Here is a 25,000-nt window from a genome sequence, read left to right on the forward strand (position 1 = left end):
GCTCATCTTGGCAGATCACACCTTACACATTACGCGGGCGCAGGTGAGCGTGCCAGCGCGCTTCCCACTTCTTGAACAGCCAGACGATGACAAAGGTGAGCAGCATATAGAGCAGCCCCGCGGTCAAAAAGGCCTCGAACGGACTGTAGTAGCGGGAGTTGATGATCCGCGCCGCGCCGGTCAGATCGACGATGGTGATGATGCCCGCCACCGCCGAACCTTGCAGCATGAAGATCACCTCGTTGCTGTAAGCCGGCAGTGCCCGACGAAACGAGTTGGGCAAAATGATCCGGGTCAGGGTCTGCCAGCGGGTCATGCCAAAGGCGTTGGCAGCCTCAATCTGGCCGCGCGGCATATTGTGTACCGCCCCGCGCACGATCTCGGCGGTATAGGCAGCGGTATTGAGGGTGAAGGCCAGCAGCGCACAGAACCAGGCTTCGGAGAAGAGCGACCAGGCGGCACTGTTCTTCAGCCACTCCCACTGGGCGGCGCCGTAGTAGATGATAAAGAGCTGCACCAGCAGCGGGGTGCCGCGAAAGAAGTAGATATAGGCCCAGATTGGCCCCTTGATCAGCCAGTTGCGGCTATTGCGCAGGATGCCCATGGGCACCGCCAGCATCAGGCCGAGGATCAGAGAGAGGGCCACCAGCCAGACGGTGGTATAGAGCCCCTCCCAATAGGTGGGCCACTCTTTGAGAATGATTGAGAAATCCATGGCTTACCTCGTCTTCATCGTGATGTAGTGACGCTCGGCACTGGCACCGCGACGCTCACAGTAAACGGATGACTGCATTGAGTACGACATGGCTTACCTCGTCTTGATGGCATAGTGACGCTCGGCCCACTTGAGCGCCGAGGTGGAGACTGCGGTGAAGATCAGGAAGATCAGCGCCACCGCCATGTAGAAGGTGAAGGGTTGCTGGGTCGAGCCCGCCGCCAGCGAGGCTTTGCGCACCATGTCATCAAGGCCGATGATGGAGACCAGCGCGGTGGTTTTCAGCAGCACCAGCCAGTTGTTGCCAAACCCGGGCAGAGCGTGGCGCATCATCTGGGGGAAGAGGATCCGCACAAACACCTGGGTTGCCCGCATGCCAAAGGCCCGTGCTGCCTCCAGCTCCCCTTTGTCCACCGCCAGAATGGCGCCGCGAAAGGTCTCGGTCATGTAGGCGCCGAAGATAAAGCCGATGGTCGCGACACCGGCCACAAAGGGGCTGATGTCGATATAGTCCGGCAGCAGGGAGACCCACTCCTGATTGGGATTGCTTTCCAGCAACCAGTTGTTGTAAGCCTCGTTGACCCAGGTGCAGATGCCGTTGATCAGCACCTGGCCGCCAAAGAAGAGCAGCATCATCAGCACCAGATCGGGGATACCGCGAATAATGGTGGTGTAGCCGGTGGCGATGGCCCTGGCCCACTTGTAGGGAGAGAGTTTGGCCAGCGCCCCCAGCATCCCCAGCAGCAACGCCAGCAGCAGGGAGGCCAGCGCCACTTCCAGGGTGACCCAGGCGCCCTCCAGCAGCGAGGCTTCGTATCCTTTCAAATCAAACATATGCAGCTCCATCGCCACTGAATCTTCACGCACCTGCTAACCAGAAGGATCCATAGCAGTCCGAATGAAATATGTGCAGCTCCATTGCAATCAATGCGGGCCCGTAAACTCCCTCAGGGAGGTGACGGGCCCGATGACTACTGACGGGATCAATCTGTCGTTACTTGCCGTAGACGTCTTTGGACTTACTCGCCGTAAACGTCTCTTTGTTTTACTCTCCGTAAACGTCGAACTCGAAGTACTTGTCGTTGATTTCCTTGTACTTGCCGTTGGCACGCAGCGCCAGAATGGCGGCGTTGAATTTCTCTTTCAGATCCTTATCGGCCTTGCGCACCGCAATACCGGCACCCTCGCCAAACCACTTGGGATCGGTCAGTTTCGGGCCGACGAATTCGAAGGCATCACCGCCCTCTTTCTTCAACAGACCGTCGGTGATGGCGGCAGAGTCGGCCAGCACATAGTCCACACGACCGGATTTCAGATCGAGATAGGCTTCATCGGCGGTGCCGTAACGCTTGATGGTGGCGTTGGGGAAGTTGTCGGTAATAAAGGTATCCATGGAGGTCGCACGCTGCACCGCGACGGACTTGCCTTCCATAAAGGCTTTGTCGAGCTGCACGTCAGTGCCCTTCTTGGCGGCAAAGCGGGCCGGAATGTGCTGGTACTTCTGGGTGAAGTCCACCTTCTTCTTGCGCTCTTCTGTGATGTCCATGGTAGCGATGATGGCGTCAAACTTGCGCGACAGCAGCGCCGGAATAATGCCGTCCCAGTCCTGCTTGACCAGGGTACACTTCACTTTCATCTCTTCGCACAGGGCGTTGGCGATGTCGATATCAAAACCTTTCACCTCGCCACTGGGCTCGGTCCAGGAGAAGGGGGGATAGGCACCCTCAACCCCGATCCGGACCTCTTTCCACTCCTTGGCCATCAGGCTACCGGACGCAAGGGCAGTAACTACGGCTGTCGCCAGCATCAGCTTGTTCATGTATCTCTCCTTGATAAAACAGTTGATTGGGTAACCAGGCATCCCGCCATCAGTAGATGGAGGAGATGAATTGCTTGAACCGCTCGGATTTGGGATGGGCGAAAATCTCCTTGGGGTTGCCCTCCTCTTCCACCCGCCCCTGATGCAGAAACATCACCTTGTTCGATACATCCCGGGCAAACGACATCTCGTGGGTCACCACCAGCATGGTGCGCCCCTCTTCGGCCAGCTCGCGCATCAGGCCGAGCACCTCCCCCACCAGCTCGGGATCCAGCGCCGAGGTGGGTTCGTCAAACAGCATCACCTCGGGCTCTACCGCCAGCGCACGGGCAATGGCGGCCCGCTGCTGCTGACCACCGGAGAGGTGGCCGGGATAGTAGTCACGCCGCTCCCAGAGTCCAACCCGGTTGAGCAGTTGCTCTGCCTTGGCCAGTGCTTCGGCGCGAGGCACCTTGAGCACCTGGATTGGCACTTCGATGATGTTCTGCATGATGGTCATGTGTGACCAGAGATTGAAACTTTGAAACACCATGGCCAGCCGGCTGCGGATCCGCTCCACCTGACGCATATCCTCGGGCAACCGCTCGCCGGCGCGGCTGGTTTTCATCCGGATCAGCTCGCCATGGAGCGAGACGGTGCCGGATGAGGGGGTTTCGAGCAGATTGATACAGCGAAGAAAGGTCGACTTCCCCGAGCCGGAGGAGCCGATAAGGGAGATCACATCCCCCTTGTGGGCGGTCATGTCGATGCCCTTGAGCACTTCGTGGGTGCCAAAATATTTGTGCAGATCACGTACTTCCAGTGCGGCAACGTCGCTCATCCATTACAACCTTGTCTGTCCCTAGACGCCGCAGGGGGCGTGACTCAACCATCGTCCATTTAACAAAAAGTTAACCGATGGCAACCTTCAGCGAAAATATCACCCGGATAGTGAAAAAACAATACAGAACGAGGGTCTTCAGGGGATTCGCTCTATTTTTATTCGCTCTTTGCGTATTTTTCAGCACTTTGTTTGCATAAACAGCCGTTTCAATGGCTATTCCGATACCGCCTTTTTATACCCCAATCATATCAGTGGCAAGAGAAAAGCGTGATGTGTGCCAAACCGGCACCAAAATGGCTTTATGCACCCCCTTGCCGAGCGAAATATCGGCCCCCCGATCGGATCGACTTGATTTCATTGGTGCACTCGGGCTCGCACAGAACCTTATCAAGCAGAGAGGTTGTGGCAAAAAAGTAACAATCCGCCCCCAAAAGGGCTGTTTTCGGCCATGAAAGCGATAGATATGTGACACAGAACCAATAAGTAATGATAAGGTGGTGTTTTTATCAGTTTTTGTGATCGAGGCCTCGATGCTGCTCAATGTGTTGCTGATCCTGTTGCCACTGGCAATCGGCTATCTGATTCCCCTCTCCTCTGCCCGGCTGATCAAGCTGGTCAACCAGAGTCTGGGCAAGATGGTCTACCTCATTCTGTTTCTGATGGGGCTCGGGCTTGCCTATGTGGAGAACCTGGGCAGCAATCTGGCGGTGATCTTCAAGGTCGCCGGGGTGATGCTCACCGCGATCACGCTCTGCAACCTGCTGGCCCTCTGGTGGCTCGACAAGCGCACGCCGCCGACCCACGAGGCGAGTGATACCAAGATGCCGAGCAAGCTACACCTGTTGTGGGAATCCCTGCAGCTCTGCTTTGTGGTGCTCGGCGGTGTGCTGCTCGGGTTGCTGGTGGATCTGCGCGCACTGCCCATCGACAAGTGGAGCGAGTGGGCCCTGATGCTGCTGCTGTTTCTCATCGGGGTGCAGATGCGCAACTCTGGCATGCGGCTGCGCCAGATCCTGCTCAACCCCTGGGGGATGAAGATAGCCGCCACCGTCATCCTCAGCAGCTGGCTGGGCAGCCTGCTGGCGGCCCAGTTGCTGGGCATGCCCTTTGCCCATGGTCTGGCGATGAGCTCGAGCTTCGGCTGGTATTCGCTCTCCGGCATTCTGGTGGCCGACAAACTGGGGCCGGTGCTCGGCTCTGCTGCCTTTATCAACGATCTTGGGCGCGAGCTTATCGCCATTCTGATCATCCCGGTCCTGATGCGACGCCACCCCTCGGCGGCCATCGGTTACGGCGGCGCCACGGCGCTGGACTTCACCCTGCCGGTTATCCAGAAATCAGGGGGCATTCAGGTGGTGCCGGTGGCCATTGTCTCCGGCTTTATCCTGAGCCTGCTCGGCCCCATCCTGATCCTCGGATTTCTGGCGATCTAAGCCTGATTCCCACATTGCAGATAAAAAAGCCCGACCTTGTTGTCGGGCTTTGGCTGTTTGGAGCAACCACACACTCGCACTGGCTGCGATATTGCCCGCAGCCTTATTCGCGCCACAGGCCGCCGCTCATCACCCTTTCGATAGCAAACGTCCGGTCGTGCACCAGCAGCAGATCCGCATCCTGCCCGACCCCGATACGCCCCTTGCTGCCGAGTCCCAGCGCCTGCGCCGGATTGCTCGTCACCGCGGCCAATGCCCTCTCCAGCGAGACACCGAGTTGGGTCGCGCGCACGCACTGCTGCCACAGGCTGGCAATCTGACCGCAGCGCATCTCGATTAGGCGCCCTTCGCCATCAAAGCGCGGCAGGCTGGCGTTGGCATCCGAACTAAAGGTGATGCGCTCGGCAGGCACACTGGCGGCCAACAGCTCGACGAGTGCATCGGCGGCAAGCCGCTCGCCATCCTCCAGCAGATCGGGAAAGCTCGAGGTGGTGAGATCTACCCAGCCTCCCGCCTTGCCCCACTCGACGGCCTCGGCAAAGAGCCAGGGGTTGCGGTTGCAGTGAGTGGGATAGAGCTGGCGCAGCGGAATGTCGGTCTCATCGCGCAGGGCCCGCAGGGGCGCCAATGCCCCCTTGCCATCCCCGACGTGGAAGAAGCTGACCCCGCTCTTGCCCGCAAGCAGCCCGGCCACCCGCGCCTCGCTGGCAAGCCTGGCCAGCTCGTCGTGGGTCGGCGCACTGGATCTGTGGTCACTGATGGCCACCTCCCCCACCCCCAATACCTCGGGGATCAGGATGATGTCCGACTCCACCGTGCCGGTCAGGGTCTTGACCGGCAGATGGTAAGAGCCGGTATACATAAAAGCGCTCACCCCGGCGGCGCGAAACTCGCGCACCTTGCCGAGCACCTGCGCGGGAGTGCGGGTCAGGCTGTCGGTGCCAAGCGCCGCCACCAGGGTAGTGACGCCGGCCCTGAGCGCCTCGCTCGCCGCCAGCTCCGGGGTGCGAAAGGCAAAGCCCCCCTCACCGCCGCCGCCGGTGATATGGGCCAGCGGATCCACCAGTCCGGGCACCAGATAGCGGCCACGACCATCGACCCTGTGCAGCGGCCAGTTTGCGGGCACCGTCAACCCCTTGCCCATCCAGGCGATACGGCCATCGGTCACCAGCAGATCCTGCTGGCCAAGGTGGGTGGGGCTGAAGATCTCGGCTCCCTCGATCAGGGTCAACATGGCGATCCTCCTTGCACGATTGTCGCTTGCCCAATGAAAAGAGAGGGAGCAAGCTCCCTCCCCCCGTCAACCACCATATATATCGTACTTGAAGTACTTCTGGTTGATCTGCTGATAGGTGCCATTGGCACGCAGGGCCTTGATCGCCTCGTCCAGCTTGCCCTTGAGCTCCTTATCGCTCTTGCGCACGGCGATCCCCATACCATCACCAAACCACTGGCGATCGGTCAGGGCGGGCCCCACATAATCGAACTTGTCGCCCCCCTCTTTGCCAAGGAGCCCCTGCTCAATGGCAGAGGCATCGGCCAGCAGGGCCAGCACCCGACCCGCCTTCAGATCGAGATAGGCCTCATCGGCATTGCCGTAACGGACGATGGTGACATTCGAGCCAAAATTGTCGGTCAGGTACTTATCGTGGGTGGTGGCACGCTGCACCCCGATGCGCTTGCCCGCCATGCCTTCCGGGGTCAGCGTCAGCTCGGTCCCCTTGGCCGCCACAAAGCGATTGGGAATATGGGCATATTTCTCGGTGAAATCGACCTTCTGGCGCCGCTCGTCGGTGATCGACATGGCGGCGATGATGGCATCGTATTTACGCGACAGCAGGGCCGGGATCATGCCGTCCCAATCCTGCGCCACCAGCTCGCACTTGACCGCCATCTGCTTACAAAGGGCGTTGGCGAGATCGATATCAAACCCCTTGATCTCGCCCGACGCATCGGTCCAGGAGAAGGGCGGGTAGGCCCCCTCCACCCCGAAACGCACGGTTTTCCACTCCTTGGCCATGGCGGGGGTGGCCAGCAGACTAGCAACAAACAGGGCTGAGAGGGTCAGTCTGATCTTCATCTTGAGTACTCCATTACATAAAAAGCGCACAGGCGCGGACAAGGCACCGCAGGCGAATGCATGCGATGACCAAAAGCGGCAGAATCTGGATGAGCGAGATCACGCCCGAGCGGGCGTCAGTGAACTGCTTCAGGGGTTCGATCTATTCGTCGAACCACTCGGAGAGATAGAAAGGCTTGAAGTAGAAGGCCAGAAAAAAGCCTCTGGCTTTGCGCATCATGGTGGTTTGTCGCGTCCTGTGACAAAGATGGCATCACCTTAGCACGCCCGAATTTTGCCCGGCAAGAGGCAGCCGCAGGACAGTAGCAAAATCCCGATCATGGTCAAGGCGGGAGGGATCCGTTAGGCTCGAAGCACCTTGCCATCCCATAACAGACCCACAGCTACCGATGAATTTTCTGGCCCATCTCCATCTGGCTGCCCACACCCGAAGCTCCCTCACCGGCAATCTGCTCGGCGATTTCGTCAAAGGCACGCTGCCCACGGGGCTTGCCGCCCACTTCGATGAGGGGATCTGGCTGCACCGCAAAATTGACGCCTTCACCGACGGCCACCCCGAGCACAAGGCGGCCGTCGCCTGTTTCGAGGCCCCCTGGCGCCGCTTTGGCGGCATAGTGGTGGATATGATCTACGACCACTGGCTGAGCCTGCACTGGGGACTGTTCAGCACCGAGCCCCTGCCCCGCTTCCTGCAACGCAGTTATGACCAGCTATTGGCGGATCACCCACGCCTGCCGGATGGACTGCCACTCCCCCTCAAACGGATGGCCGAGCAGAACTGGATCGCCTCCTACCGCCACAGGGAGGGGCTGGGGCAAGCGCTGAATGGCATCGGCCGCCGACTGCGCCGCCCGGTACAACTGGGAGAGGCGCTGTTGACCCTCGATGAGTCGCAGTGGCAAACATGCGAGGCGGGATTTCTGCGCTTCTATCCCGCGCTGATGGACTTTAGCCAGCAACAGCTGGCCCAATATCGGGCAGCCCAAGGGGCACAGTGATCCCTCTGGATAACGCTGCTTCCCCATAAAAAACGCCCCTTGCGGGGCGTTTGTCATCAGTTGGCTTCGTCTTTCTTTTTGCGAATGCTTAAGCCCAGCTCCCGACCACGCAGTCGGGCGTAATAGATGGTGCCGACAAAAGCGAGAGTGGTGAAGACCAGCTCCACCACCGCCAGCCACCGCTCCCCCTCATCCGTGGTGATCAGGGTGAGGGCGTGGAGGAAATAGGGCATCAACACGAAGTTGCCCCAGGCGTGGGTGTAGGGGTTGCCCTGCACGATTCCCTTGAGAGGGAAGAGCAGCGGCACCGTCCAGATCACCGGCAGCAGCCAGGGGTTGAGGTCCGGATGGGGTGATAACCACAGATGCCAGAGGATGACCCAGCCCAGCAGGCCGAAGAAGCCGACCAGAGTCAGCCAACGTGCGAAGCGGGTGCTCACTTGAGGATCTCCAGCACCTGCTCCGGCGGGCGACCAATACGGGCCTGACCATTCTTGATGACGATGGGACGCTCGATCAGCTTGGGATGCTGATGCATGGCGCGGACGAGGGCATCGCCGCTGACACCGGCCAATCCCAGCTCCTTGTAGAGATCCTCCTTGGTGCGCATCAGCTGGCGGGGATCGCTAAAACCGAGCAGAGAGAGCAGGTTGCGGATCTCATCTTCGCTCGGGGCCTGCTCCAGATAGAGCACCACATCAGGGGCGATCCCGTGCTGTTCCAGCAGAGCCAGGGTTTCGCGACTCTTGGAGCAGCGCGGATTGTGGTAGATTTGGGTCTCGCTCATGGTAACTCCCTGATTAATCGCAAGATGGGACTAGAAACGGCGCTATTGTAGGGGAAAGTGATGGTCAGGGTAAGCGGCAGTGGAAAGGAATTGAAACGAATTTGTTGGCTGATTGTGGCTGGCCTGCTGGGCGCCTGCACACCAGCCCCCGAATTTACCGATGCAACAAAGCAGTCGGTCAGCCTGCGCCACTTTGCCGGCAAGCCGCTGCTGGTCAACTACTTCGCCCCCTGGTGCGCCCCCTGCCTGCGGGAGATGCCGCGCCTCAACGGGCTGGCGGCAGAAGGCCAGCTCACAGTGGTGGCCATCAACTACGACCCGACCACGCCAGCAGAGCTGGACAAGCTGGCTGCGGAGTATCACATCAAGGTGCCGCTCCTTATTGCCAATGAAGATGCCAGCCTCCCCTTCCCTCGCCCAAGCGGCCTGCCCACCAGCTACCTGCTCGATAGTGAGGGCAAACTCAAGCAAACGCTGGTCGGCGAGCTCGACCAGCAGCAGATCGAGATGCTCAAAGCGACCGCCAGCAGCATGAGTCACTAGCCCATCGCTGCTATCACCGTCCCCCACATCAACGCCACAGCCATAAACAACAAGGGCGCACCGTAGTGCGCCCTTGTTTGATAGGCCAATGCCAGGTTTCGTTAGCCCTTGAGGCTGTCGAGATCCTTCTTGGCCCGCTCCAGCTCGGTGATACGCGCCTCCAGTCGGGCCAGTGTCATCCGGTCACTGGTGGTGCCGCGCGCCACGATCAGCTCGTCGATGGCCGCCTGATAATCCCCGCGCAGTGCGAGCATCTCGGCCCGTGCCATATGCAGCTCGGTCATTCTGCCCGCCTTGCGATAGGCATCGGCCAGCAGGTTCCAGGCCAGATTGTTCTCCTCATGGGCACGGGCATAGGGGTCGAGGATGGCGATGGACTTCTTGTAGTTGCCGCTCTCGAGGTAGGCGTTGCCGAGGTTGACCACCACCACTTCGTTGTCCGGCATCCGGCTGCGGAACTTCTCGAGGCGAGCGATGGCCTGAGCACTGCGCCCCTTGGCCAGATCGATATCGGTCTGGGCATCGACGATAAAGAGATCTTCCGGATGACGGGCCGCCAGCTCCTGCATCAGGGTATCCGCCTCGTCGGTGCGCTTGAGCTGGATCAGCGCCAGCGCCTTGCCATAGATGGCGGCATCCTTGAGCGGATAATCCCCCTTCTGGATCCGGCTATCGAAGTAGCTCAGCAGCCCCTGCGGGGTATCGGTACCAAAACGGACCTGAATCCGCACCTTGGCCAGCCAGAAGTCGAGGCTGGGCGGCAAGTCGCGGCGACCATAGCTGCCCGCCCGAGCGCGGGCCTCGCTGATCCGGGTCTCCGGCAGCGGGTGAGTGAGCAGCATTTCCGGCGGCTTGCTGGCGTAACGGTATTCGGCAGCCAGTTTCTGGAAGAAGTTGGCCATCCCCATGGGGTCGAAACCGGCATCATAAAGCGTCTTCATGCCGATGCGATCCGCTTCATATTCGTTGTCGCGGGTGTAGTTGATGGCCGACTGCATGGAGAGGCCCAACGTAGTCTGCAATGCAGCGATACCGGCGGTCGGGTTGATCACAGCCAGCGCGATGGAGCCCACCAGACCGGCCAGGGTCACCGCCGAGCTGCTCGCCTGCGCCTCCATATAACGGGCGATATGGCGCTGGGTCACGTGGGTGATTTCGTGGGCCAGTACCGAGGCCAGTTCGCTCTCGCTGTCGGCGTAGAGGAAGAGGCCAGTGTGCACCTTGACTCGCCCGCCGAGGAAGGCAGCCGCGTTGATGGTGGGATCATTGATGAGGAAGAAGGTAAACGGGAAACGCACCCCATCGGCGTTGGTCAGCAGTCGCTGACCCAGATCGTCAATGTACTGGCTCAGCACCGGATCATCGATGATCGGCAGACCCGCACGGGCAAAGCGCATAAAAGCGTTGCCGTAACGCACTTCCTGCTCGATGGGCAGGGCAGCAACCCCGGCCGTGCCGATGTCGGGAAGCTGATTGTTGGCCTCGGCATGAAACGTGGCGCCCATCAGGGAAGCCAGCAGGGGAAGCGATGCCATCAGGGGGGAAAAACGTGCCACGTTATCTCTATCTCCATCAGAAAGGGCCTCGGCAGAATACCCTTGCCCATCAAGGGCTACAAGCGTTGTTTCATGCTCTTATCACGGCCATAATAGCGGCCACCTGCCTGATGGAGCCCCCATGGAAATTCTCGACCTGACCCCCTGGCGTTGCCCCGAGCCGCTGATCCGGCTCAAGCTCTGGTTAAGGGGGGCCAAAAGCGGTCAAACCGTCACCATTCGGCTGGCCGATGCGGGCTCCCGGCAGGATATTCCGGCCTATCTGCACCGTCAGGGCCACCATGTCGAGATGCAGCAACAACCGGACAATACCCTCTCTTTGCAGTTGGTTGTCGGGGCGAAACAACCATCTTGAGCCCCAGTGATGTAAGGATGCCGTCATGTTAGAAGTATTGAAGCGCTGGTATCAGACCCGTTTTTCCGATCCCGATGCCGTTACCCTTTTTCTGTTGCTGGTGTTCTGCTTCACCATCATCTGGCTGTTTGGCGATCTGCTGGCCCCCCTGCTGGTGGCGCTGGTAATGGCCTATCTGCTGGAGTGGCCGGTCGCCCGGCTGCAAAAAGCGGGGCTGTCGCGCACCCTGGCCACCAGCGTCATTCTGATCCTCTTTATTGCGGTAGCAGTCGCCTCCTTGCTGGGTCTTATCCCGACGCTGGTCAGTCAGGGGATCAATCTGGCCAAAGAGGCGCCGGCCATGCTGACCCACGCTCAGGATTATGTCCGCACCCTGCCTGACAAATACCCCGAGCTCATCGACGTCAGTCTGGTGGAGACCGTCATCGACAATATTCGCCAGCGCATCCTCAGTGGCGGCGAGCATCTGGTAAGCGCCTCCCTCAGCTCGCTGGTGAACGTGGTCGCCATCATGATCTACCTCATTCTGGTACCGCTGATGGTCTTCTTTATGCTCAAGGACAAGCGGGTACTGATGGGCAGCCTGCGCCGCTTCCTGCCGCGCAACCGCACCCTGGTCAACCGGGTGTGGGTCGAAATGAACAACCAGATCATCAACTACATCCGCGGCAAGGTGATCGAGATCCTCATCGTCGGCATCGCCACCTATGTCCCCTTCGCCCTGATGGGACTGCGCTACTCGGTGCTGCTGGCGGTCGCGGTCGGCTTCTCTGTGCTGATCCCCTATATCGGCGCCGCCGTGGTGACCGTACCGGTCGCCATGGTCGCCCTGTTCCAGTGGGGGCTCACCCCCGAGTTCGCCTGGCTGATGGTGGCCTATCTGGTCATTCAGGCTCTCGATGGCAACCTGCTGGTACCTGTGCTTTTCTCGGAAGCGGTCAACCTCCATCCGGTGGCCATCATCATCGCCGTGCTGGTCTTCGGCGGCTTGTGGGGATTCTGGGGAGTCTTCTTCGCCATTCCCCTCGCCACCTTGGTCAAGGCGGTGATCAATGCCTGGCCAAAACGCGAAGAGATGCCCGGTGCCGCAAAATAACCTGCTTCCCCTGCAATCGTGACAACGGAGTGTCCATGACCTTTTTTCGTCAAATCAGAGCGGCAGGGCTGACGGCCCAGCTCCTCGCTGCCGCCATGCCAGCGCGTGCCGATATCGATCTTGGCGCCATGGATCTGCTCACCAGCGACAGCCCAACCAGTCCGGTGCCACAAGGCTTTGTCGCCGGTGCGGCGCTCATCGGGGGGCAGGCCCGTTATGAAGCACAAGATAACAGCCTCTACGCCATCCCGGGCTTTATCTATTTTGGCGACCAGTTCATGTTTCTGGGGGATCGGGCCCGCTACTACTTCCACAAGGATGAGAACGTGGCCCTCTACGGCTATGGCCGGGTCCGTTTTGGCAATCTGGATCCCGAGGACTCTCCGGCCTTTACTGGCATGGAGCAGCGAAAATGGCAGCTGGAAGGCGGGATCGGTGGCAACATCATCACCCCCTACGCCCTGCTGACAGTGCGTGCCAACAGCGATGTCACCGGCCGCAGCAAGGGGCAGGAGCTGCTGCTGTGGACCGACTTCCCCATCCTGCGTGACAACCTGCTGATCATGCCGGGGATGGGGCTGATGCTGCGCAGCGACAAGATGGCCAACTACTACTTCGGCGGCATCTCCGAGAGCGAGGCAACCGCCCAGCGGCCTGCTTGGGATACCGGTACCACCCTATCCCCGATGGCGGCCCTCATCACCAGTTACCGCTTCAGCCCCAACTGGATTGGCATGTTTGCCATGAACTACGAATGGTATGATCGGGACATCAAAAACAGCCCCATCGTCCAGCACGATGGCGAGCTCTATGCGGGTTTTGCGCTGGGCTATATCTGGTAACGGTTATGAGTCTTGAACCGTGAGACACGACCAAACAAAAGGGAGCCCTCGGCTCCCTTTTTCACGACCATCAGGCTGGTAGTACAGCCTACTCAGGCCACCAATTCAGGCTTACAGCGCCGCCAGAAACCCGGCCAGCTGCTGATTGACGAAAGCCGGATTTTCCAACGATGAGATGTGGCCAGCGGCCGGGATCTCCTTGAACGGGCAACCCAGCACCTCGGCCATCAGATAGCCCTCCAGCACCGGACGGGCCTTGTCCTCGCAGCCGGTCATCACCAGCGCGGGAGTGGTGATCTCCTCCAGCCACTCGATACGATCTTCGCGGGTCACAAAGCTGCGGCCCACCGCCACCATGGCGGCAATCTTCTCGTTTGGCCAGGCGGCCAGACGCGCCTTGAAACCACTCATCAGCGCCTCATCAGGCTGGCTGGCAAAGAAGATCGGCGCCACCTGTTCGATGATGGGCGCCGGCACAGTGCCGAGCTGCTCGATCATCGCCAGCATGCCGAGGTAGCGCTCGCAGGTGATCTGCGGTTCCAGGCCGACAAAACTGTCCATCAGCACCAGACCCTTAAGGCGGTTTGGCACCATGCGCGCCAGCTCAACACCCCACATGCCGCCGATGGAGAGGCCCACCAACACGAACTCGTCAACCCCGAGGGCATCGAGCAGCGCCAGGTGATCCCGCGCCAGCGTCGCCAGGGTGCAGCCACCTTCGGGGAGCAGGTCGGAATCGCCGTGGCCCCACAGCTCGGGAACGATGCAGCGATAGCTGCCCTTGAGCGCCTCAATTTGCGGCGCCCACATGGCGCTGTCCCACAGATAGCTGTGACCAAACAGCAGTACCGGCCCTTGTCCTTCATCCAGATAGGCCATCCGGCGGCCCGCTATCTCCATAAAATGCTTCATGTTATCTCCTGTTGCCAGCGATGGGCGGGCAGTGTATCACGTCCCCCTTGGCAGGTGACGCCTCCCTGGTGCAAGCTGACAGTGACTCAAAGAAGTCACCTATGAAAGGATGCCAAAAGGAGAAGCCCATGGCGAAGGAGAAGAGCAAGAAGCGGCCACGTCTGGACAAGAAGTGCTACGAGCACCACCTTGCCCATCTGCAGGAGGAGCTGGTCAAGCTGCAGGAGTGGGTCAAGCAGGAGGGGTTAAAGGTAGTGGTACTGTTCGAGGGACGGGACGCCGCCGGTAAAGGGGGCGTCATCAAGGCGATTACCGAACCGCTCAACCCCCGGGTCTGCCGGGTCACGGCGCTGCCCGCCCCCTCCGATCGGGAGCGCTCCCAGTGGTACTTTCAGCGTTATGTGGCCCACCTGCCCGCCGCTGGCGAAATGGTGCTGTTTGACCGCTCCTGGTACAACCGGGCCGGAGTCGAGCGGGTGATGGGATTTTGCAGCGATGCCGAGTATCGCGAGTTTCTGCGCGCCTGCCCCGAGTTTGAGCGGATGCTGATCCGCTCCGGCATCACCTTGATCAAATACTGGTTCTCGGTCAGCGATGAGGAGCAGGAGAAGCGCTTCAAGGAGCGGATCAACACCCCCATCAAGCGCTGGAAGTTCAGCCCGATGGATTTGCAATCCCGCTCGCGCTGGGTGGAGTACTCCCGCGCCAAGGATGACATGTTCACCTACACCGACACCGAGGATTGCCCCTGGTTCGTGGTGGAGGCGGACGACAAGCGCCGTGCTCGCCTCAACTGCATCGCCCATCTGCTGAGCAAGGTGCCCTACGAGGCGATCCACTACGAGCCTATCAAGCTCCCCCCCATCAAGACCGAAGGGTATGAGCGCCCGCCGCTGGCCAGCCAGACCTTTGTGCCCGATATTACCGCCGAACTCGAGGCCTGAACCGGGTTACCTTGCCTATCTGCATGTTCAAATCGCAGGCAATAAAAAGCCGGTCTGACGACCGGCAAAAAGGCATTGATTATTAAGAAAGGAAAACCGGCACAACAAAAAATCAGGTACGGATATATTTGGCGGTACGGGGGAACGCCTGCTCCTTGGCATCGAACAGGTAGCAGGCTTCGGCCGGGATACCCACGCTGTAGGTCTGACCGGTCGCCACATCCACATCCGAGGTAGCCTTGACGGTAAAGTCGTGACCATCCACATCCATATAAACGAAAGACTCGGCGCCCAGGTGCTCGGCCACCTGCACGATCCCGCTCACCTTGCTGTGCGCATGGGGGTGATCCAGCGGCATCAGGTGCTCGGGGCGAATACCCAGCTCCACCTTGTCACCCACAGCGCCACTGCGGGCATCGACCCGGGCACGCACGGTATCGCCAGAGGTCAACTTGACCAGGCACTCCTGCTCGCCAATCTCCAGCAACTCGCCCGCCAGGAAGTTCATCTTGGGAGAGCCGATAAAGCCCGCCACGAACTTGTTGTCCGGGTTGTGGTAGAGATCCAGCGGTGAACCGAACTGTTCCAGGTTGGTGGCAGCTTCGGCCTTGAGCGGGCTCAGCACCACAATCTTGTCGGCCAGAGTCATCGCTTCCACCTGATCGTGGGTCACGTAGATGATGGTGGAGTTGAGCTCCTTGTGCAGCTTGGCGATCTCGATCCGCATCTTGACACGCAGCGCGGCATCCAGGTTGGAGAGCGGCTCGTCAAACAGGAACACCTGCGGCTGCTGCACGATGGAGCGACCGATGGCGACACGCTGACGCTGACCACCGGAGAGCGCCTTGGGCTTTCTGTCCAGCAGCGGCTCAAGACCCAGGATCTCGGCGGCGCGCATCACCCGCTTGTGGATGTTCTCCTTGTCCATCTTCTTGAGCTTCAGACCAAAGGCCATGTTCTCGTAGATGTTCATGTGCGGATAAAGGGCGTAGGACTGGAACACCATGCCGACGTTGCGCTCTACCGGCGGCACGTCGTTCATGTAGCGACCGCCGATGGTCAGCTCACCGCTGGTGATGTCTTCCAGACCCGCGATCATCCGCAGCAGGGTGGATTTACCGCAGCCGGACGGGCCGACGAAGACAATGAACTCCCCTTCCTTGATGGAGAGGTTGATGTTGCGCAGGGTGTCCTTGTGAACAGCCGGATCGTAATTTTTGCGAACGTTGTTGAGTACTACTTCAGCCATGACGAGCTCCGCTCTTGAATCTTTGCAAATCGTGATAGCGGGGGGAGTCAGCTCCCCCGGCCATAAACTTAACCTTTCACACCACCGGCGGTCAGACCGCCAACCAACCAGCGCTGTGCCAGCAGGAAGACCACTGTGATGGGGAAACCGGAGAGCACTGCGGCCGCCGCGAAATCACCCCACAGATAGTTCTGCGGATAGAGGTACTGCTGGGCCCCGACCGCCAGGGTCAGATTGTTCACATCCTGCAGCAGGATGGAGGCCATGGGCACCTCGGTAATGGAACCGATAAAGGCCAGAATAAACACTACCGCCAGGATGGGCACCGACAGGGGCAACAGGATCAGACGGAATGCCTGCCACGGGGTCGCCCCGTCGATGGCCGCCGCCTCCTCCAGAGAGGAGTCGATGGTCTCGAAGTAGCCCTTGATGGTCCAGACGTGGAGGGCAATCCCCCCCATGTACGCCAGGATCAGGCCACCGTGGGTGTTGAGACCGAGCCAGGGGATGTAGTCACCAATCTTGTTAAAGAGCGCGTAGATAGCTACCAGTGCCAGCACTGCCGGGAACATCTGGAAAATCAGCATGCCCTGCAGGATGGTGGACTTGCCACGAAAGCGCAGGCGGGCAAAGGCGTAAGCACAGGTGGTGGAGAGCGTCACGATCATCAGGGCAGTGATGCCGGCGATCTTGATGGAGTTCCACAACCAGGTCAGCACCGGGAACGGCGGCGGCGTGATGCTGCCGTCGGCGTTGGTGATGGACATGCCCAGCGCCAGCTTCCAGTGATCCAGCGTCGGATTGGAGGGGATGATCTCCCCTACCGCGAAGTTACCGTTACGGAACGAGATGGCGATAACCATGATCAACGGGAAGATGATCAGCGCCAGGAAGCCCCACATGACCAGGTGGGTTGCCCACACCCGGTATTTGACTGATTTGGGTTGTACGATTGCCATGTTGAAGCCTCCTTACAGCTGCTTGTCGGCTTTGGACAATTTCAGGTTGAGCAGCGCCAGCGCACCTACGATGAGGAAGATGGCTGTGGCGATGGCACTGGCCAGACCGTAGTCCTGACCACCCGATCCCTGGAACGCAATCCGGTAGGTATAACTCACCAGCAAGTCGGTGGTACCGGCCGGAGTGCTGGCGCCGATGATGTCGGGCGCACCGTTGGTCAACAACTGGATAAGCACGAAGTTGTTGAAGTTGAAGGCGAACGAGGCAATCAACAGCGGTGTCAGCGGCTTCATCAGCAGCGGCACGGTGATCTTGAAGAAGTTCTGTACCGGACCGGCACCGTCCATGGCGGACGCTTCATAGAGATCTTCCGGAATGGCTTTGAGCAGGCCCATGCAGAGGATCATCATGTAGGGGTAGCCGAGCCAGGTGTTGACAATCAGGATCATCACCTTGGCCAGGAAGGGGTTGGTATACCAGTCCGGCTTGATGCCAAACGCCGCTTCCAGAAACATGTTGATCTCACCGAAGTTCTGGTTGAACAACCCCTTGAACACCAGGATGGAGATAAACGCCGGGATCGCATAGGGCAGGATCAACATGACCCGATAGAAACCGCGCCCCTTGAGCTCTTCCCACTGCACCAGACAGGCCAGCACCATGCCGATAGCCAAGGTGAAAGCAACGGAGCAGGTTGAGAAGATCACGGTCCAGATGAAGATCTGCAGGAAGGGTGACTGGATGCCCGGATCGGTGACGATGCGCGCGAAGTTCTTCCAACCGACGCTCACCACAAAGCCCGGAGCAATCCCCTTGCCGACAAACTGACCCTGTTCGTCGATGTACTGATAGAAGCCGGTCTCACCATTGGGCAGCATCAGCTCGCCATTCTGGGTATCACGCAGCAAGTTGCTGTCTTTGATCACCACGCCGGATTCGAGCTTGATACCATCAACCAAGCGGATGTATTGCTGCTTCTGGGCGGCAAACTTGCGCAGGCTGCTCAGGGTCAGGTGGGTACCGCCATCCGGCAGTACCAGATCAAGGTCACTCAGGTGAGTACGATGCTCAACAATGGCGCGGATCGGTGCGGCCTTGCTGGCCGCTTCGCCAGTGAAGGGCTGCAGCTCGACCACTTGCTGGGTGTTCTGCACACGGCCCTCGCGGGACGCCAGCTCACGGGCCTTGTTGGTCATCAGGGAAACAGGTTGGCTGATAAAGGATTGATCATCCTGTGTCAGCAGCAGCTGGAACTGGCCGTTGTCGCCACCCAGCAGGGTAAAATCGAATTCACCGCCCGCCACCTTGTAGGTTTTCTTCAAGTGGTAGTCCCGCGCCTGCTCCACGGAGAGCAAGTTGGACCCCGAATAGTTGGTGAAGGCAATGCCAATGGTGTAGGCAAGAGGGAAGATGATAAACACAACCATGCCCGCAACACCCGGAAAGATGTAGCGATGGGCATAGGTCTTCTTGTTCATGAAGACATACAGACCGACGGAAACCACCACCAGATCCAGCAGCGCGAATACCCACTCGCCACTGGCGTACATCATCACGGCTGCGTAGCCGTTGAGGATGGCAACCAGGGCCGCTATGGTCCACTTAAGCCAGGTGTGCTTATCCTTCGGACCGGCATAGGACTCAACAGAAGGTACTACTTCCATGCCAATTAACCTTTATAACGCCAAGAGAGATTTGAGAGAGTGGGAGGCCATGACGGCCTCCCGGGTAGTGCGTGCTTACTGAACGATACGCTTGGCAGCGGTATCCAGAGCTTCGTCAACACCCTGACGACCGGAGGTCACGTTCTTGAGGGCAGTTTCGAAGGAAGACCAGAAACGGCTCATCTCGGGAACGGATGGCATCGGCTCGCCAGCCTGGGCGTTCAGCATGGTGGCCTTGATGTGCGGATCGGATTCCAGGGTCTTCTGGAAGGATTTCAGCGCAACGGCACCCAGCGGCTTGTCGGCGTTAACCGGCGCCAGACCGGCATCGGTCAGCAGGTAGTTTTCCAGGAACTCGATAGCCAGATCCTTGTTCGGGCTGGCGGCGTTGATGGTGGCACCCAGTACGCCAACGAAGGCTTTGGCCGGCTTGCCGTTCAGGGTCGGCAGCGGCGCTACGCCGTACTTGATGCCGCTCTTGTCCAGGTTGCTCCAGGCCCAGGGACCATTGATCATCATGGCCACTTCGCCCTTGTTGAACTTGGCGTCCATCACACCGTAGTCGATGCCTTTTTCAAGGTGACCGGACTTGATCATCTCGGAGATGTAGCCCACGCCCATCTTGGCACCTGCGTTGTTCACGCCGGTATCTTTCACGTCATAACCGGTAGCGGTTTTCTTGAAGGCGTAACCACCGTTGGCAGCCACCAGCGGATAGCTGAAGTACGGGGTGTCATAAGCCCACATGATGGCGCGCTTGCCGTTTTTCTTCAGAGTCTCGTCAATCTTGGCGATCTCTTCGAAGGTTTTCGGCGGCTCGGGCAGCAGGTCTTTGTTATAGATCAGGCTGACCGCTTCCATGGCAACCGGGTAGCCATAGGTTTTGCCATCAACAGTCATGGCATCCCATGCCAGCTGTTCAAATTTGCCTTTGGTGGCAGCGTTTGGCGTTACCGGAACCAGCAAACCGGCTTTGACCCACTCACCGTAACGGTCGTGAGCCCAGAAGAAGATGTCCGGGCCGTTGCCAGTGGCGGCGGCTTGCTGGAATTTCACTTCAACCTGATCCGGGTGAGCCACAGTAACCTTGATGCCGGTTTCTGCTTCAAACTTCTTACCCACTTCAGCCAGACCGTTGTATCCCTTGTCACCGTTGATCCAGATGGTCAGCTGGCCTTCATCGATGGCAGCAGTAGCAGAGCAAGCGACGCCAAGAGTGGCCAGACCGATCAGGGATGACAGCAATTTCTTTTTCATGAGCCTTTCCTTGTATTAGTTCCGCGCTGTAAGAGCATTGTGTGCGAGATGAATATTATCCCAAGCGGCAAACGGCTCACATGACGCAACTCGCATTTTTGAAATGCAATTACGTATTTCCTTCCAGAAAGTTTTGAAAACATTTTCTTATTTCAGGGAATTACGGCCATTTATCGGCTTAATTCCAGACAACCACAGAATAATAATTACCAAAATGAAATAAAATTTCATGAGTGAAAGGGTTTTCACCTCAATGAAAACCCTTTCAGATGGTTTATTTTGTTTGATTTGTTAACAAAGTACCGCGCCAGTTTCGAGGTCTGCCCGGGCGCAATAAAAAAAGAGACCCCGCCGGGGCGGAGTCTCTTTTTGCCAGAAATGACGAGTTGATCACACTCGGGAGCATGACTACGACTGGCGCAGCAGCTGATCCTTGAGATTGGGCGGCACACCCTTGATGGTCAGGGTGTCGGTCTGGGGATCGTAAAAGATCCGGCTGTTCAACAGCTTCTGCTCAAAGCTCAGAGTCAGACCGCCGCCGGAGCCGACAAACTTGGTCAAACCACGCAGGGTAGAGCGATCCGCCGGGAAGCGCTCTTCCAGCTCATACTCCTGACCGATAAAGCTGTAAAAATCGAGGTCACCGTCGCCGGGCAATTCTGCAGACAGCTCCTTGATTTCGATCTCTTCACCGGCGCTCGCCTGTTCGGTGCAATATTTGAAGACCTGCTTTTTATAGTCATTGCGCTCGGTCGGTTCGAGCTGACGACTGTCGCAATAATCTTCGACCGCCTGCAGCAAGCCTTTATTTTGTACCTTGGCATCCATGCCCTCGCGGGCACCCAGCAGATCCATAAAGAAGTCGCCCAGTTTGCGACCAATGCGCCCCTTGCTGAAGGTGATATAGCGGCGCGAATCAGGTTGGGTTTTCCATTCGGTCAAATCAATGCGGGCCACCAGATTGAGTTTGCCGATATCCAGATACTGGATATGGCGTAATTCCAGCGCTTCGCTGACGGTGACGCTCTCCTTGCCCTCCAGCAGGGCAATCAGCAGATAATCGACCCCGACGTAGTTATATTTTGCAAACAGCAGCACCCCCTGCTCATCGAGGGCGTGCTCCACCAGCTGCTTGACCAGCATCTGGGTCACAGTGACCGAGAAGGGAACGAATTCGGTCTGCTCGGCGAGCAGCTGTTCGAGGGCGATACGAAACGCGGGTGAAGGCTGCTTGGGAGCCTCTTCACCGTCGGCCAGCTCGGCGACGGCGGCCTCGGGGTCGGCAAAGAAGCCAAAGCCCTTGCCACCCTTGCCGTTGTAGATCCGATGCAGTTCCGCCATCAGTCCCTGTACCGCCTCATCAGGGGGCAGGGTCTGGCTGCGGGTATCGGCGTGGGGTTGACCATCGCCGCCCTGGCGCAAGGAGTGAAGAATGATCTTGTCGATATCGAGACTCATGTCACAAAGCCATAGTGTTAGCCGAAAGGGTGAAGTATTATAAGGCGCTTTGAACCGAGATGAACTGAAGATTATGCCTATCGTATCAAAGTACAATAACGAGCAATTTGACGCCCTGATGAACGACCTGATCACCGCGCTGGAAAAGCATAAAGCGCCGGTAGATCTCAGCCTTATGGTGCTTGGCAATCTGACCACCAATATCATCAACGGTATGGCACCGGCCCAGCGCCAGGCCATCACTGAAAAGTTTGTCCAGGCCCTGACCGCATCGGTCGATAATCGCCACGACGCACACTGAGTCCCCGACTCTGTTGATTTGACGTTTCTCAACGCAGATGGATCACTATGGTCGAAACCGGTAACCCCTATCGTGATAATGTCTCTCGCCTGATCACCTGGGGGCATTGGTTCTCCTTCTTCAACATTATTCTGGCCATGCTCATCGCCACCCGTTATCTGGGTGCCATCAGCTGGCCATCGACCACGCTTGGCGTGATCTATCTCGTTGTAAGCTGGATTGGCCACTTCTCGTTTCTGAGTTTTGTCACCTACCTGTTGACGATCTTCCCGCTCAGCTTCGTGCTGCCCAAGGAGAAGTCGTTGCGGTTCATCTCCGCCATCATCGCCACCCTGGCGCTGGTGTTGCTGCTGATCGACACCCAGGTATTCCGGCTGTTCAAGTTCCACCTCAACAGTCAGGTATGGCAGTTGCTGCTGGATCAGGCGCAGACCGAAGAGGGCTCAATCTGGAGCATCATCTTCGTTGCCGTGCCCACCATCTTCCTGCTGCAACTGCTGCTGTCGGCCTATGTCTGGCGCAAGATCAACAAGCGCAAGCGCCGCCAGTACGGCAATCAGGTGGGGCTGGCTCTGCTGATCTGCTTTATTCTGACCCACGTGGTCAACAGCTGGGCGGATGCGACCCTCTATCAGCCCATCACCATGCAGAGAGCCAATTTCCCCCTATCCTACCCCATGACGGCCCGCTCCTTCCTGGCCAAACATGGCTGGCTGGATCTGGATCAGTACGAGAAGCAGGCGGCCTCCCAGGGTGATAACAGCGACAGCCGGATGCACTATCCGCTGCGCCCGCTCAACGTCAACGCCCCCCTGACTCACAACAATCTGCTGATTGTGGTGGTCGACTCATTGCGTTTTGACATGCTCAACAACATCAACATGCCCAATCTGCAACGCTATGCGGATCAGCATCTGACGTTCCGCAATCACCTGAGTGGCGGCAACGACGACCTGATGGGCATGTTCAGCCTCTTCTACGGGTTGCCCGGCCACTACTACAAGGACATCAGCAGCGACAAGCGTCCGCCGGTGCTGTTCGACGAGATGCTGCGCCAGGATTACCAGTTCGGGCTGTTCGGCGCGATGGAAGATGCCCAGAAGTATCGCAAGAGCATCCTCGCCGGTCTGCGCAAACAGGTGTTTGTCTCAGAGCAGAGTGACGATGGCAAGCTGCTGACCGACTGGCAACAGTGGCTGGAGAAGCGCTCTCCCGAGCGTCCCTGGTTCTCGCTGGTCTATCTCTCGAGCCCAGGCGACTACCAGTTGCCCGCCACCATGAAGGGGCCGTTCCAACCGGAGCTTGCCAACTTCAATCCGGCGACCGCCTATCGGGCGGAGAACCTGCAAAAACTGGAGAACCGCTACAAGAACTCGGTCTTCTATACCGACCAGTTGCTTGAGCAGATGCTGACCAAATTGCAGTCGCAGGGGATGGACAGCAACACCATCGTCGTCATCACCTCCAACCACGGTCAGGAGTTCAACGACACCCGCAGCAACAGCTGGGGCGCAGGCAGCAACTACTCACCCTATCAGGTGCAGGTACCGCTGGTACTGGCCTGGCCAGGGCGCGGCAGTGACGTTAGGGAACAACCAAGCAGCCATTTTGATCTGGCGCCGACCCTGATGCAGGGGATGCTGGGCGTGCGCAATCCGGCGCGTGATTACAGCGTTGGCCGCTCGCTGTTTGATACCAGCCCGCGCAACTGGCTGCTGGCCGGGGATCAGAACGACTTCGCCATCTATGAAGGGGAGACCATCACCCACTTCAACAAGCAGGGTGACTTCGAACTGCTGGAGCGCAACAGCTATCGCCCGATCAAGCACGGCACCCCGGATATGGGCGCCATGATCCAGGTGATGAACGAGCTGAACCGCTTCTATCGCAACCAGTGAAGCGCCCGTTGATGGCTTGATAGCATAAAAAACGCCCCGAATTCGGGGCGTTTTTCGTTGTATAGCCGAGCCACGTTCACGACTGTTAGCCACCCCACCCTTGCGGGTACTTGTAGCCAACGAAACGCTTGGCTGCATAGGCTTTGAAAGCCGCCGAGTTGTAGGCCGCCGCCACATCTTTGGCAAAAGGCTGATCCGCATCTGCGCTTTTCACCACCACCCAGTTGATGAAATCGTAGCTGCGCTCCAGAAACAGTCCTTCACTGAACGGGATACCGCTGGAGGCGGCAAAATTACCGTTGATCACCGAGAAATCCACATCCTCCCGCGAGCGTGGCAGTTGCGCCGCCTCCAGCAACACCAGCCTGAGATTGTGCGGATTGTTCACCACATCAAACTCGCTCGCCTTGAGCGGGTTTATCCCCTCCTTGAGAGTGAGCCAACCAAGATCCTGCAACATCAGCAGAGCCCGCGCCTGATTGGTGGGATCGTTGGGGATGGCCACCGTGCTCCCCTCTTTCACCTTGTCGAGTGCCGCCAGCTTGCCGGAGTAGAGCCCCATCGGGCCGGTTGGCACCTGGGTAATGGGTGCCAGCGACAAGCCGCGATCTTTGGCAAAACTCTCCAGATAAGGTTTGTGCTGGAAGCAGTTCACATCCAGTGATCCGTCAGCCAGAGCAATATTGGGGGTCACATAGTCGGTGAACTCCACCAGCTTGACCTTGTACCCCTTGGCCTCCAGCTGCGGCTTGATGGAATCGGTCACCATGTCGGCAAAATCCCCCACCGTGGTACCAATCACGATCTCCTGTTTGGTCGGCAAGGACGCATCGGCGGCAACCGCGGAAAAAGAGAGGCTCCCGACCGCCATCGCGGCAATAAAGGTGCTGGCGCCAGCAGTGGCGCGCAAGGAAGCAGTCAAAGGAGAAGATAAAAAGGAACGAAACGGCATAGGGACTCCCTGTCAGGTACGCATCAAGCTATGGGACTGCGGCGGGGTGGCTCTCAGAGATTAAGCCCCTCAAACCGCAGCAATCTAGCCGTCTAAATGGCTATTTCAATGACTATAACAGAGCCATCCACCGCCGCCAAGCAATATACCGCTGGTTCCACCTCATCACCCTTGCTGTCACCCCCGAATGCATAGCTGTACTCACGTTGGCACACACAACCATGCCGCTCACGTTCAAGAGTGCACGAACTCCCCTCGGGATCACCCCGAATCGAGATGGCTGCGGCGAAGGAGAGTCGCGAGAGGAGTGAATTACAGATAAAAAGATCAGTAGCGAGCGGTGAGAACCATTCTCAAT

Annotated in this window: 25 protein-coding genes; 9 read left to right on the top strand and 16 right to left on the bottom strand. The window is 58.6% G+C overall.

Annotated elements, in window-relative coordinates:
* Positions 1 to 22: 22 nt before the first annotated feature.
* From ACW5XC_RS09690 to ACW5XC_RS09705, 4 genes are all read right to left on the bottom strand, one after another.
* Entirely contained in the window at positions 23 to 715 is a 693-nt protein-coding gene (locus ACW5XC_RS09690; RefSeq protein ID WP_005337302.1) for an ABC transporter permease, read from the bottom strand.
* A 93-nt stretch (positions 716 to 808) separates the two neighbouring features.
* Positions 809 to 1,549 carry an ABC transporter permease gene (locus tag ACW5XC_RS09695; protein WP_042053114.1) on the bottom strand — a complete coding sequence of 247 codons (741 nt, stop codon included), beginning with the start codon at positions 1,547 to 1,549 and terminating at the stop codon, positions 809 to 811.
* A gap of 211 nt (positions 1,550 to 1,760) precedes the next feature.
* Entirely contained in the window at positions 1,761 to 2,534 is a 774-nt protein-coding gene (locus ACW5XC_RS09700; protein ID WP_005337307.1) for an ABC transporter substrate-binding protein, read from the bottom strand.
* A gap of 49 nt (positions 2,535 to 2,583) precedes the next feature.
* The gene (locus ACW5XC_RS09705; RefSeq protein ID WP_005337310.1) at positions 2,584 to 3,354 is read right to left on the bottom strand and encodes an ABC transporter ATP-binding protein; all 771 of its coding nucleotides are present in this window, start codon (positions 3,352 to 3,354) and stop codon (positions 2,584 to 2,586) included.
* 533 nt (positions 3,355 to 3,887) lie between these two features.
* Here ACW5XC_RS09705 and ACW5XC_RS09710 point away from each other — a divergent pair.
* Positions 3,888 to 4,790: a lysine exporter LysO family protein gene (locus ACW5XC_RS09710; protein ID WP_042053229.1), complete on the top strand. Its 903-nt coding sequence runs from the start codon at positions 3,888 to 3,890 to the stop codon at positions 4,788 to 4,790.
* A gap of 103 nt (positions 4,791 to 4,893) precedes the next feature.
* On the opposite strand, the gene iadA is transcribed toward ACW5XC_RS09710, so the two are convergent.
* Both iadA and ACW5XC_RS09720 read right to left on the bottom strand, forming a co-directional pair.
* The gene (iadA, locus tag ACW5XC_RS09715; RefSeq protein ID WP_042053116.1) at positions 4,894 to 6,024 is read right to left on the bottom strand and encodes a beta-aspartyl-peptidase; all 1,131 of its coding nucleotides are present in this window, start codon (positions 6,022 to 6,024) and stop codon (positions 4,894 to 4,896) included.
* A gap of 66 nt (positions 6,025 to 6,090) precedes the next feature.
* On the bottom strand, positions 6,091 to 6,870 hold the full coding sequence (locus ACW5XC_RS09720; RefSeq protein WP_042053117.1) for an ABC transporter substrate-binding protein: 780 nt from the start codon (positions 6,868 to 6,870) through the stop codon (positions 6,091 to 6,093).
* Positions 6,871 to 7,259: 389 nt separating this feature from the next.
* On the opposite strand from ACW5XC_RS09720, the gene ACW5XC_RS09725 reads away from it, so the two are divergent.
* A complete protein-coding gene (locus ACW5XC_RS09725; protein WP_042053118.1) occupies positions 7,260 to 7,868 on the top strand; it encodes an acyl carrier protein phosphodiesterase in 609 nt (202 codons plus the stop codon).
* Positions 7,869 to 7,924: 56 nt separating this feature from the next.
* On the opposite strand, the gene ACW5XC_RS09730 is transcribed toward ACW5XC_RS09725, so the two are convergent.
* Both ACW5XC_RS09730 and arsC read right to left on the bottom strand, forming a co-directional pair.
* A complete protein-coding gene (locus ACW5XC_RS09730; RefSeq protein ID WP_005333836.1) occupies positions 7,925 to 8,308 on the bottom strand; it encodes a DUF2069 domain-containing protein in 384 nt (127 codons plus the stop codon).
* Positions 8,305 to 8,655 carry an arsenate reductase (glutaredoxin) gene (arsC, locus tag ACW5XC_RS09735; protein WP_019445365.1) on the bottom strand — a complete coding sequence of 117 codons (351 nt, stop codon included), beginning with the start codon at positions 8,653 to 8,655 and terminating at the stop codon, positions 8,305 to 8,307. Before arsC ends, ACW5XC_RS09730 begins: the two co-directional genes overlap by 4 nt.
* Positions 8,656 to 8,715: 60 nt before the next feature.
* Here arsC and ACW5XC_RS09740 point away from each other — a divergent pair, with 60 nt between their 5' ends.
* Positions 8,716 to 9,198: a TlpA family protein disulfide reductase gene (locus tag ACW5XC_RS09740; protein ID WP_042053119.1), complete on the top strand. Its 483-nt coding sequence runs from the start codon at positions 8,716 to 8,718 to the stop codon at positions 9,196 to 9,198.
* A gap of 101 nt (positions 9,199 to 9,299) precedes the next feature.
* On the opposite strand, the gene bepA is transcribed toward ACW5XC_RS09740, so the two are convergent.
* Positions 9,300 to 10,754 carry a beta-barrel assembly-enhancing protease gene (bepA, locus tag ACW5XC_RS09745; protein ID WP_005352930.1) on the bottom strand — a complete coding sequence of 485 codons (1,455 nt, stop codon included), beginning with the start codon at positions 10,752 to 10,754 and terminating at the stop codon, positions 9,300 to 9,302.
* Between the two features lie 121 nt (positions 10,755 to 10,875).
* Between bepA and ACW5XC_RS09750 the strand changes: the two genes are divergently transcribed.
* The 3 genes from ACW5XC_RS09750 to ACW5XC_RS09760 are packed head-to-tail and all read left to right on the top strand — an operon-like array spanning position 10,876 to position 13,047.
* Complete coding sequence (locus ACW5XC_RS09750) at positions 10,876 to 11,109, top strand: sulfurtransferase TusA family protein (RefSeq protein ID WP_005361432.1); 234 nt, start codon at positions 10,876 to 10,878, stop codon at positions 11,107 to 11,109.
* Positions 11,110 to 11,134: 25 nt separating this feature from the next.
* A complete protein-coding gene (locus tag ACW5XC_RS09755) occupies positions 11,135 to 12,205 on the top strand; it encodes an AI-2E family transporter (RefSeq protein ID WP_005333851.1) in 1,071 nt (356 codons plus the stop codon).
* A 35-nt stretch (positions 12,206 to 12,240) separates the two neighbouring features.
* Positions 12,241 to 13,047 carry a MipA/OmpV family protein gene (locus ACW5XC_RS09760; RefSeq protein WP_042053121.1) on the top strand — a complete coding sequence of 269 codons (807 nt, stop codon included), beginning with the start codon at positions 12,241 to 12,243 and terminating at the stop codon, positions 13,045 to 13,047.
* A gap of 111 nt (positions 13,048 to 13,158) precedes the next feature.
* Here ACW5XC_RS09760 and ACW5XC_RS09765 read toward each other — a convergent pair whose 3' ends face one another.
* On the bottom strand, positions 13,159 to 13,959 hold the full coding sequence (locus ACW5XC_RS09765) for an alpha/beta fold hydrolase (protein ID WP_042053123.1): 801 nt from the start codon (positions 13,957 to 13,959) through the stop codon (positions 13,159 to 13,161).
* A 128-nt stretch (positions 13,960 to 14,087) separates the two neighbouring features.
* Between ACW5XC_RS09765 and ppk2 the strand changes: the two genes are divergently transcribed.
* Positions 14,088 to 14,903, top strand: a complete 816-nt coding sequence (ppk2, locus tag ACW5XC_RS09770; protein WP_005361444.1) for a polyphosphate kinase 2 — start codon at positions 14,088 to 14,090, stop codon at positions 14,901 to 14,903.
* 112 nt (positions 14,904 to 15,015) lie between these two features.
* On the opposite strand, the gene ACW5XC_RS09775 is transcribed toward ppk2, so the two are convergent.
* The 5 genes from ACW5XC_RS09775 to yejK all read right to left on the bottom strand — a co-directional run bounded on the left by ACW5XC_RS09775 (position 15,016) and on the right by yejK (position 21,491).
* Positions 15,016 to 16,152: an ABC transporter ATP-binding protein gene (locus ACW5XC_RS09775; RefSeq protein ID WP_005333867.1), complete on the bottom strand. Its 1,137-nt coding sequence runs from the start codon at positions 16,150 to 16,152 to the stop codon at positions 15,016 to 15,018.
* Positions 16,153 to 16,220: 68 nt separating this feature from the next.
* Positions 16,221 to 17,111, bottom strand: coding sequence for a maltose ABC transporter permease MalG (gene malG / locus ACW5XC_RS09780; RefSeq protein ID WP_005333868.1), 891 nt, complete (start codon positions 17,109 to 17,111; stop codon positions 16,221 to 16,223).
* Between the two features lie 12 nt (positions 17,112 to 17,123).
* Positions 17,124 to 18,776, bottom strand: coding sequence for a maltose ABC transporter permease MalF (gene malF, locus ACW5XC_RS09785; protein ID WP_042053124.1), 1,653 nt, complete (start codon positions 18,774 to 18,776; stop codon positions 17,124 to 17,126).
* 75 nt (positions 18,777 to 18,851) lie between these two features.
* Entirely contained in the window at positions 18,852 to 20,033 is a 1,182-nt protein-coding gene (gene malE / locus ACW5XC_RS09790) for a maltose/maltodextrin ABC transporter substrate-binding protein MalE (RefSeq protein WP_005333871.1), read from the bottom strand.
* A gap of 408 nt (positions 20,034 to 20,441) precedes the next feature.
* The gene (gene yejK / locus ACW5XC_RS09795) at positions 20,442 to 21,491 is read right to left on the bottom strand and encodes a nucleoid-associated protein YejK (RefSeq protein ID WP_019445372.1); all 1,050 of its coding nucleotides are present in this window, start codon (positions 21,489 to 21,491) and stop codon (positions 20,442 to 20,444) included.
* A 73-nt stretch (positions 21,492 to 21,564) separates the two neighbouring features.
* Here yejK and ACW5XC_RS09800 point away from each other — a divergent pair, with 73 nt between their 5' ends.
* Positions 21,565 to 21,792 carry a YejL family protein gene (locus ACW5XC_RS09800; RefSeq protein ID WP_005333874.1) on the top strand — a complete coding sequence of 76 codons (228 nt, stop codon included), beginning with the start codon at positions 21,565 to 21,567 and terminating at the stop codon, positions 21,790 to 21,792.
* A gap of 47 nt (positions 21,793 to 21,839) precedes the next feature.
* A complete protein-coding gene (locus ACW5XC_RS09805; protein WP_042053125.1) occupies positions 21,840 to 23,690 on the top strand; it encodes a DUF3413 domain-containing protein in 1,851 nt (616 codons plus the stop codon).
* Positions 23,691 to 23,775: 85 nt separating this feature from the next.
* Here the strand turns inward: ACW5XC_RS09805 and ACW5XC_RS09810 are convergent, their stop codons facing one another.
* Positions 23,776 to 24,561: a MetQ/NlpA family ABC transporter substrate-binding protein gene (locus ACW5XC_RS09810; protein WP_042053230.1), complete on the bottom strand. Its 786-nt coding sequence runs from the start codon at positions 24,559 to 24,561 to the stop codon at positions 23,776 to 23,778.
* Between the last annotated feature and the right edge of the window lie 439 nt (positions 24,562 to 25,000).

This window comes from Aeromonas sp. 25-AL00135 (assembly GCF_054052385.1).

Bases quoted from the DNA above. Each gene is read 5' to 3' on its own strand.
- iadA (WP_042053116.1), bottom strand. From the start codon at position 6,024: ATGTTGACCCTGATCGAGGGAGCCGAGATCTTCAGCCCCACCCACCTT.
- ACW5XC_RS09720 (WP_042053117.1), bottom strand. From the start codon at position 6,870: ATGAAGATCAGACTGACCCTCTCAGCCCTGTTTGTTGCTAGTCTGCTG.
- ACW5XC_RS09695 (WP_042053114.1), bottom strand. From the start codon at position 1,549: ATGTTTGATTTGAAAGGATACGAAGCCTCGCTGCTGGAGGGCGCCTGG.
- ACW5XC_RS09805 (WP_042053125.1), top strand. From the start codon at position 21,840: ATGGTCGAAACCGGTAACCCCTATCGTGATAATGTCTCTCGCCTGATC.
- ppk2 (WP_005361444.1), top strand. From the start codon at position 14,088: ATGGCGAAGGAGAAGAGCAAGAAGCGGCCACGTCTGGACAAGAAGTGC.
- malE (WP_005333871.1), bottom strand. From the start codon at position 20,033: ATGAAAAAGAAATTGCTGTCATCCCTGATCGGTCTGGCCACTCTTGGC.
- ACW5XC_RS09765 (WP_042053123.1), bottom strand. From the start codon at position 13,959: ATGAAGCATTTTATGGAGATAGCGGGCCGCCGGATGGCCTATCTGGAT.
- ACW5XC_RS09725 (WP_042053118.1), top strand. From the start codon at position 7,260: ATGAATTTTCTGGCCCATCTCCATCTGGCTGCCCACACCCGAAGCTCC.
- ACW5XC_RS09810 (WP_042053230.1), bottom strand. From the start codon at position 24,561: ATGGCGGTCGGGAGCCTCTCTTTTTCCGCGGTTGCCGCCGATGCGTCC.
- malF (WP_042053124.1), bottom strand. From the start codon at position 18,776: ATGGAAGTAGTACCTTCTGTTGAGTCCTATGCCGGTCCGAAGGATAAG.
- ACW5XC_RS09750 (WP_005361432.1), top strand. From the start codon at position 10,876: ATGGAAATTCTCGACCTGACCCCCTGGCGTTGCCCCGAGCCGCTGATC.
- ACW5XC_RS09755 (WP_005333851.1), top strand. From the start codon at position 11,135: ATGTTAGAAGTATTGAAGCGCTGGTATCAGACCCGTTTTTCCGATCCC.
- yejK (WP_019445372.1), bottom strand. From the start codon at position 21,491: ATGAGTCTCGATATCGACAAGATCATTCTTCACTCCTTGCGCCAGGGC.
- ACW5XC_RS09705 (WP_005337310.1), bottom strand. From the start codon at position 3,354: ATGAGCGACGTTGCCGCACTGGAAGTACGTGATCTGCACAAATATTTT.
- arsC (WP_019445365.1), bottom strand. From the start codon at position 8,655: ATGAGCGAGACCCAAATCTACCACAATCCGCGCTGCTCCAAGAGTCGC.
- ACW5XC_RS09775 (WP_005333867.1), bottom strand. From the start codon at position 16,152: ATGGCTGAAGTAGTACTCAACAACGTTCGCAAAAATTACGATCCGGCT.
- ACW5XC_RS09740 (WP_042053119.1), top strand. From the start codon at position 8,716: ATGGTCAGGGTAAGCGGCAGTGGAAAGGAATTGAAACGAATTTGTTGG.
- ACW5XC_RS09800 (WP_005333874.1), top strand. From the start codon at position 21,565: ATGCCTATCGTATCAAAGTACAATAACGAGCAATTTGACGCCCTGATG.
- ACW5XC_RS09700 (WP_005337307.1), bottom strand. From the start codon at position 2,534: ATGAACAAGCTGATGCTGGCGACAGCCGTAGTTACTGCCCTTGCGTCC.
- ACW5XC_RS09690 (WP_005337302.1), bottom strand. From the start codon at position 715: ATGGATTTCTCAATCATTCTCAAAGAGTGGCCCACCTATTGGGAGGGG.
- ACW5XC_RS09710 (WP_042053229.1), top strand. From the start codon at position 3,888: ATGCTGCTCAATGTGTTGCTGATCCTGTTGCCACTGGCAATCGGCTAT.
- malG (WP_005333868.1), bottom strand. From the start codon at position 17,111: ATGGCAATCGTACAACCCAAATCAGTCAAATACCGGGTGTGGGCAACC.
- ACW5XC_RS09760 (WP_042053121.1), top strand. From the start codon at position 12,241: ATGACCTTTTTTCGTCAAATCAGAGCGGCAGGGCTGACGGCCCAGCTC.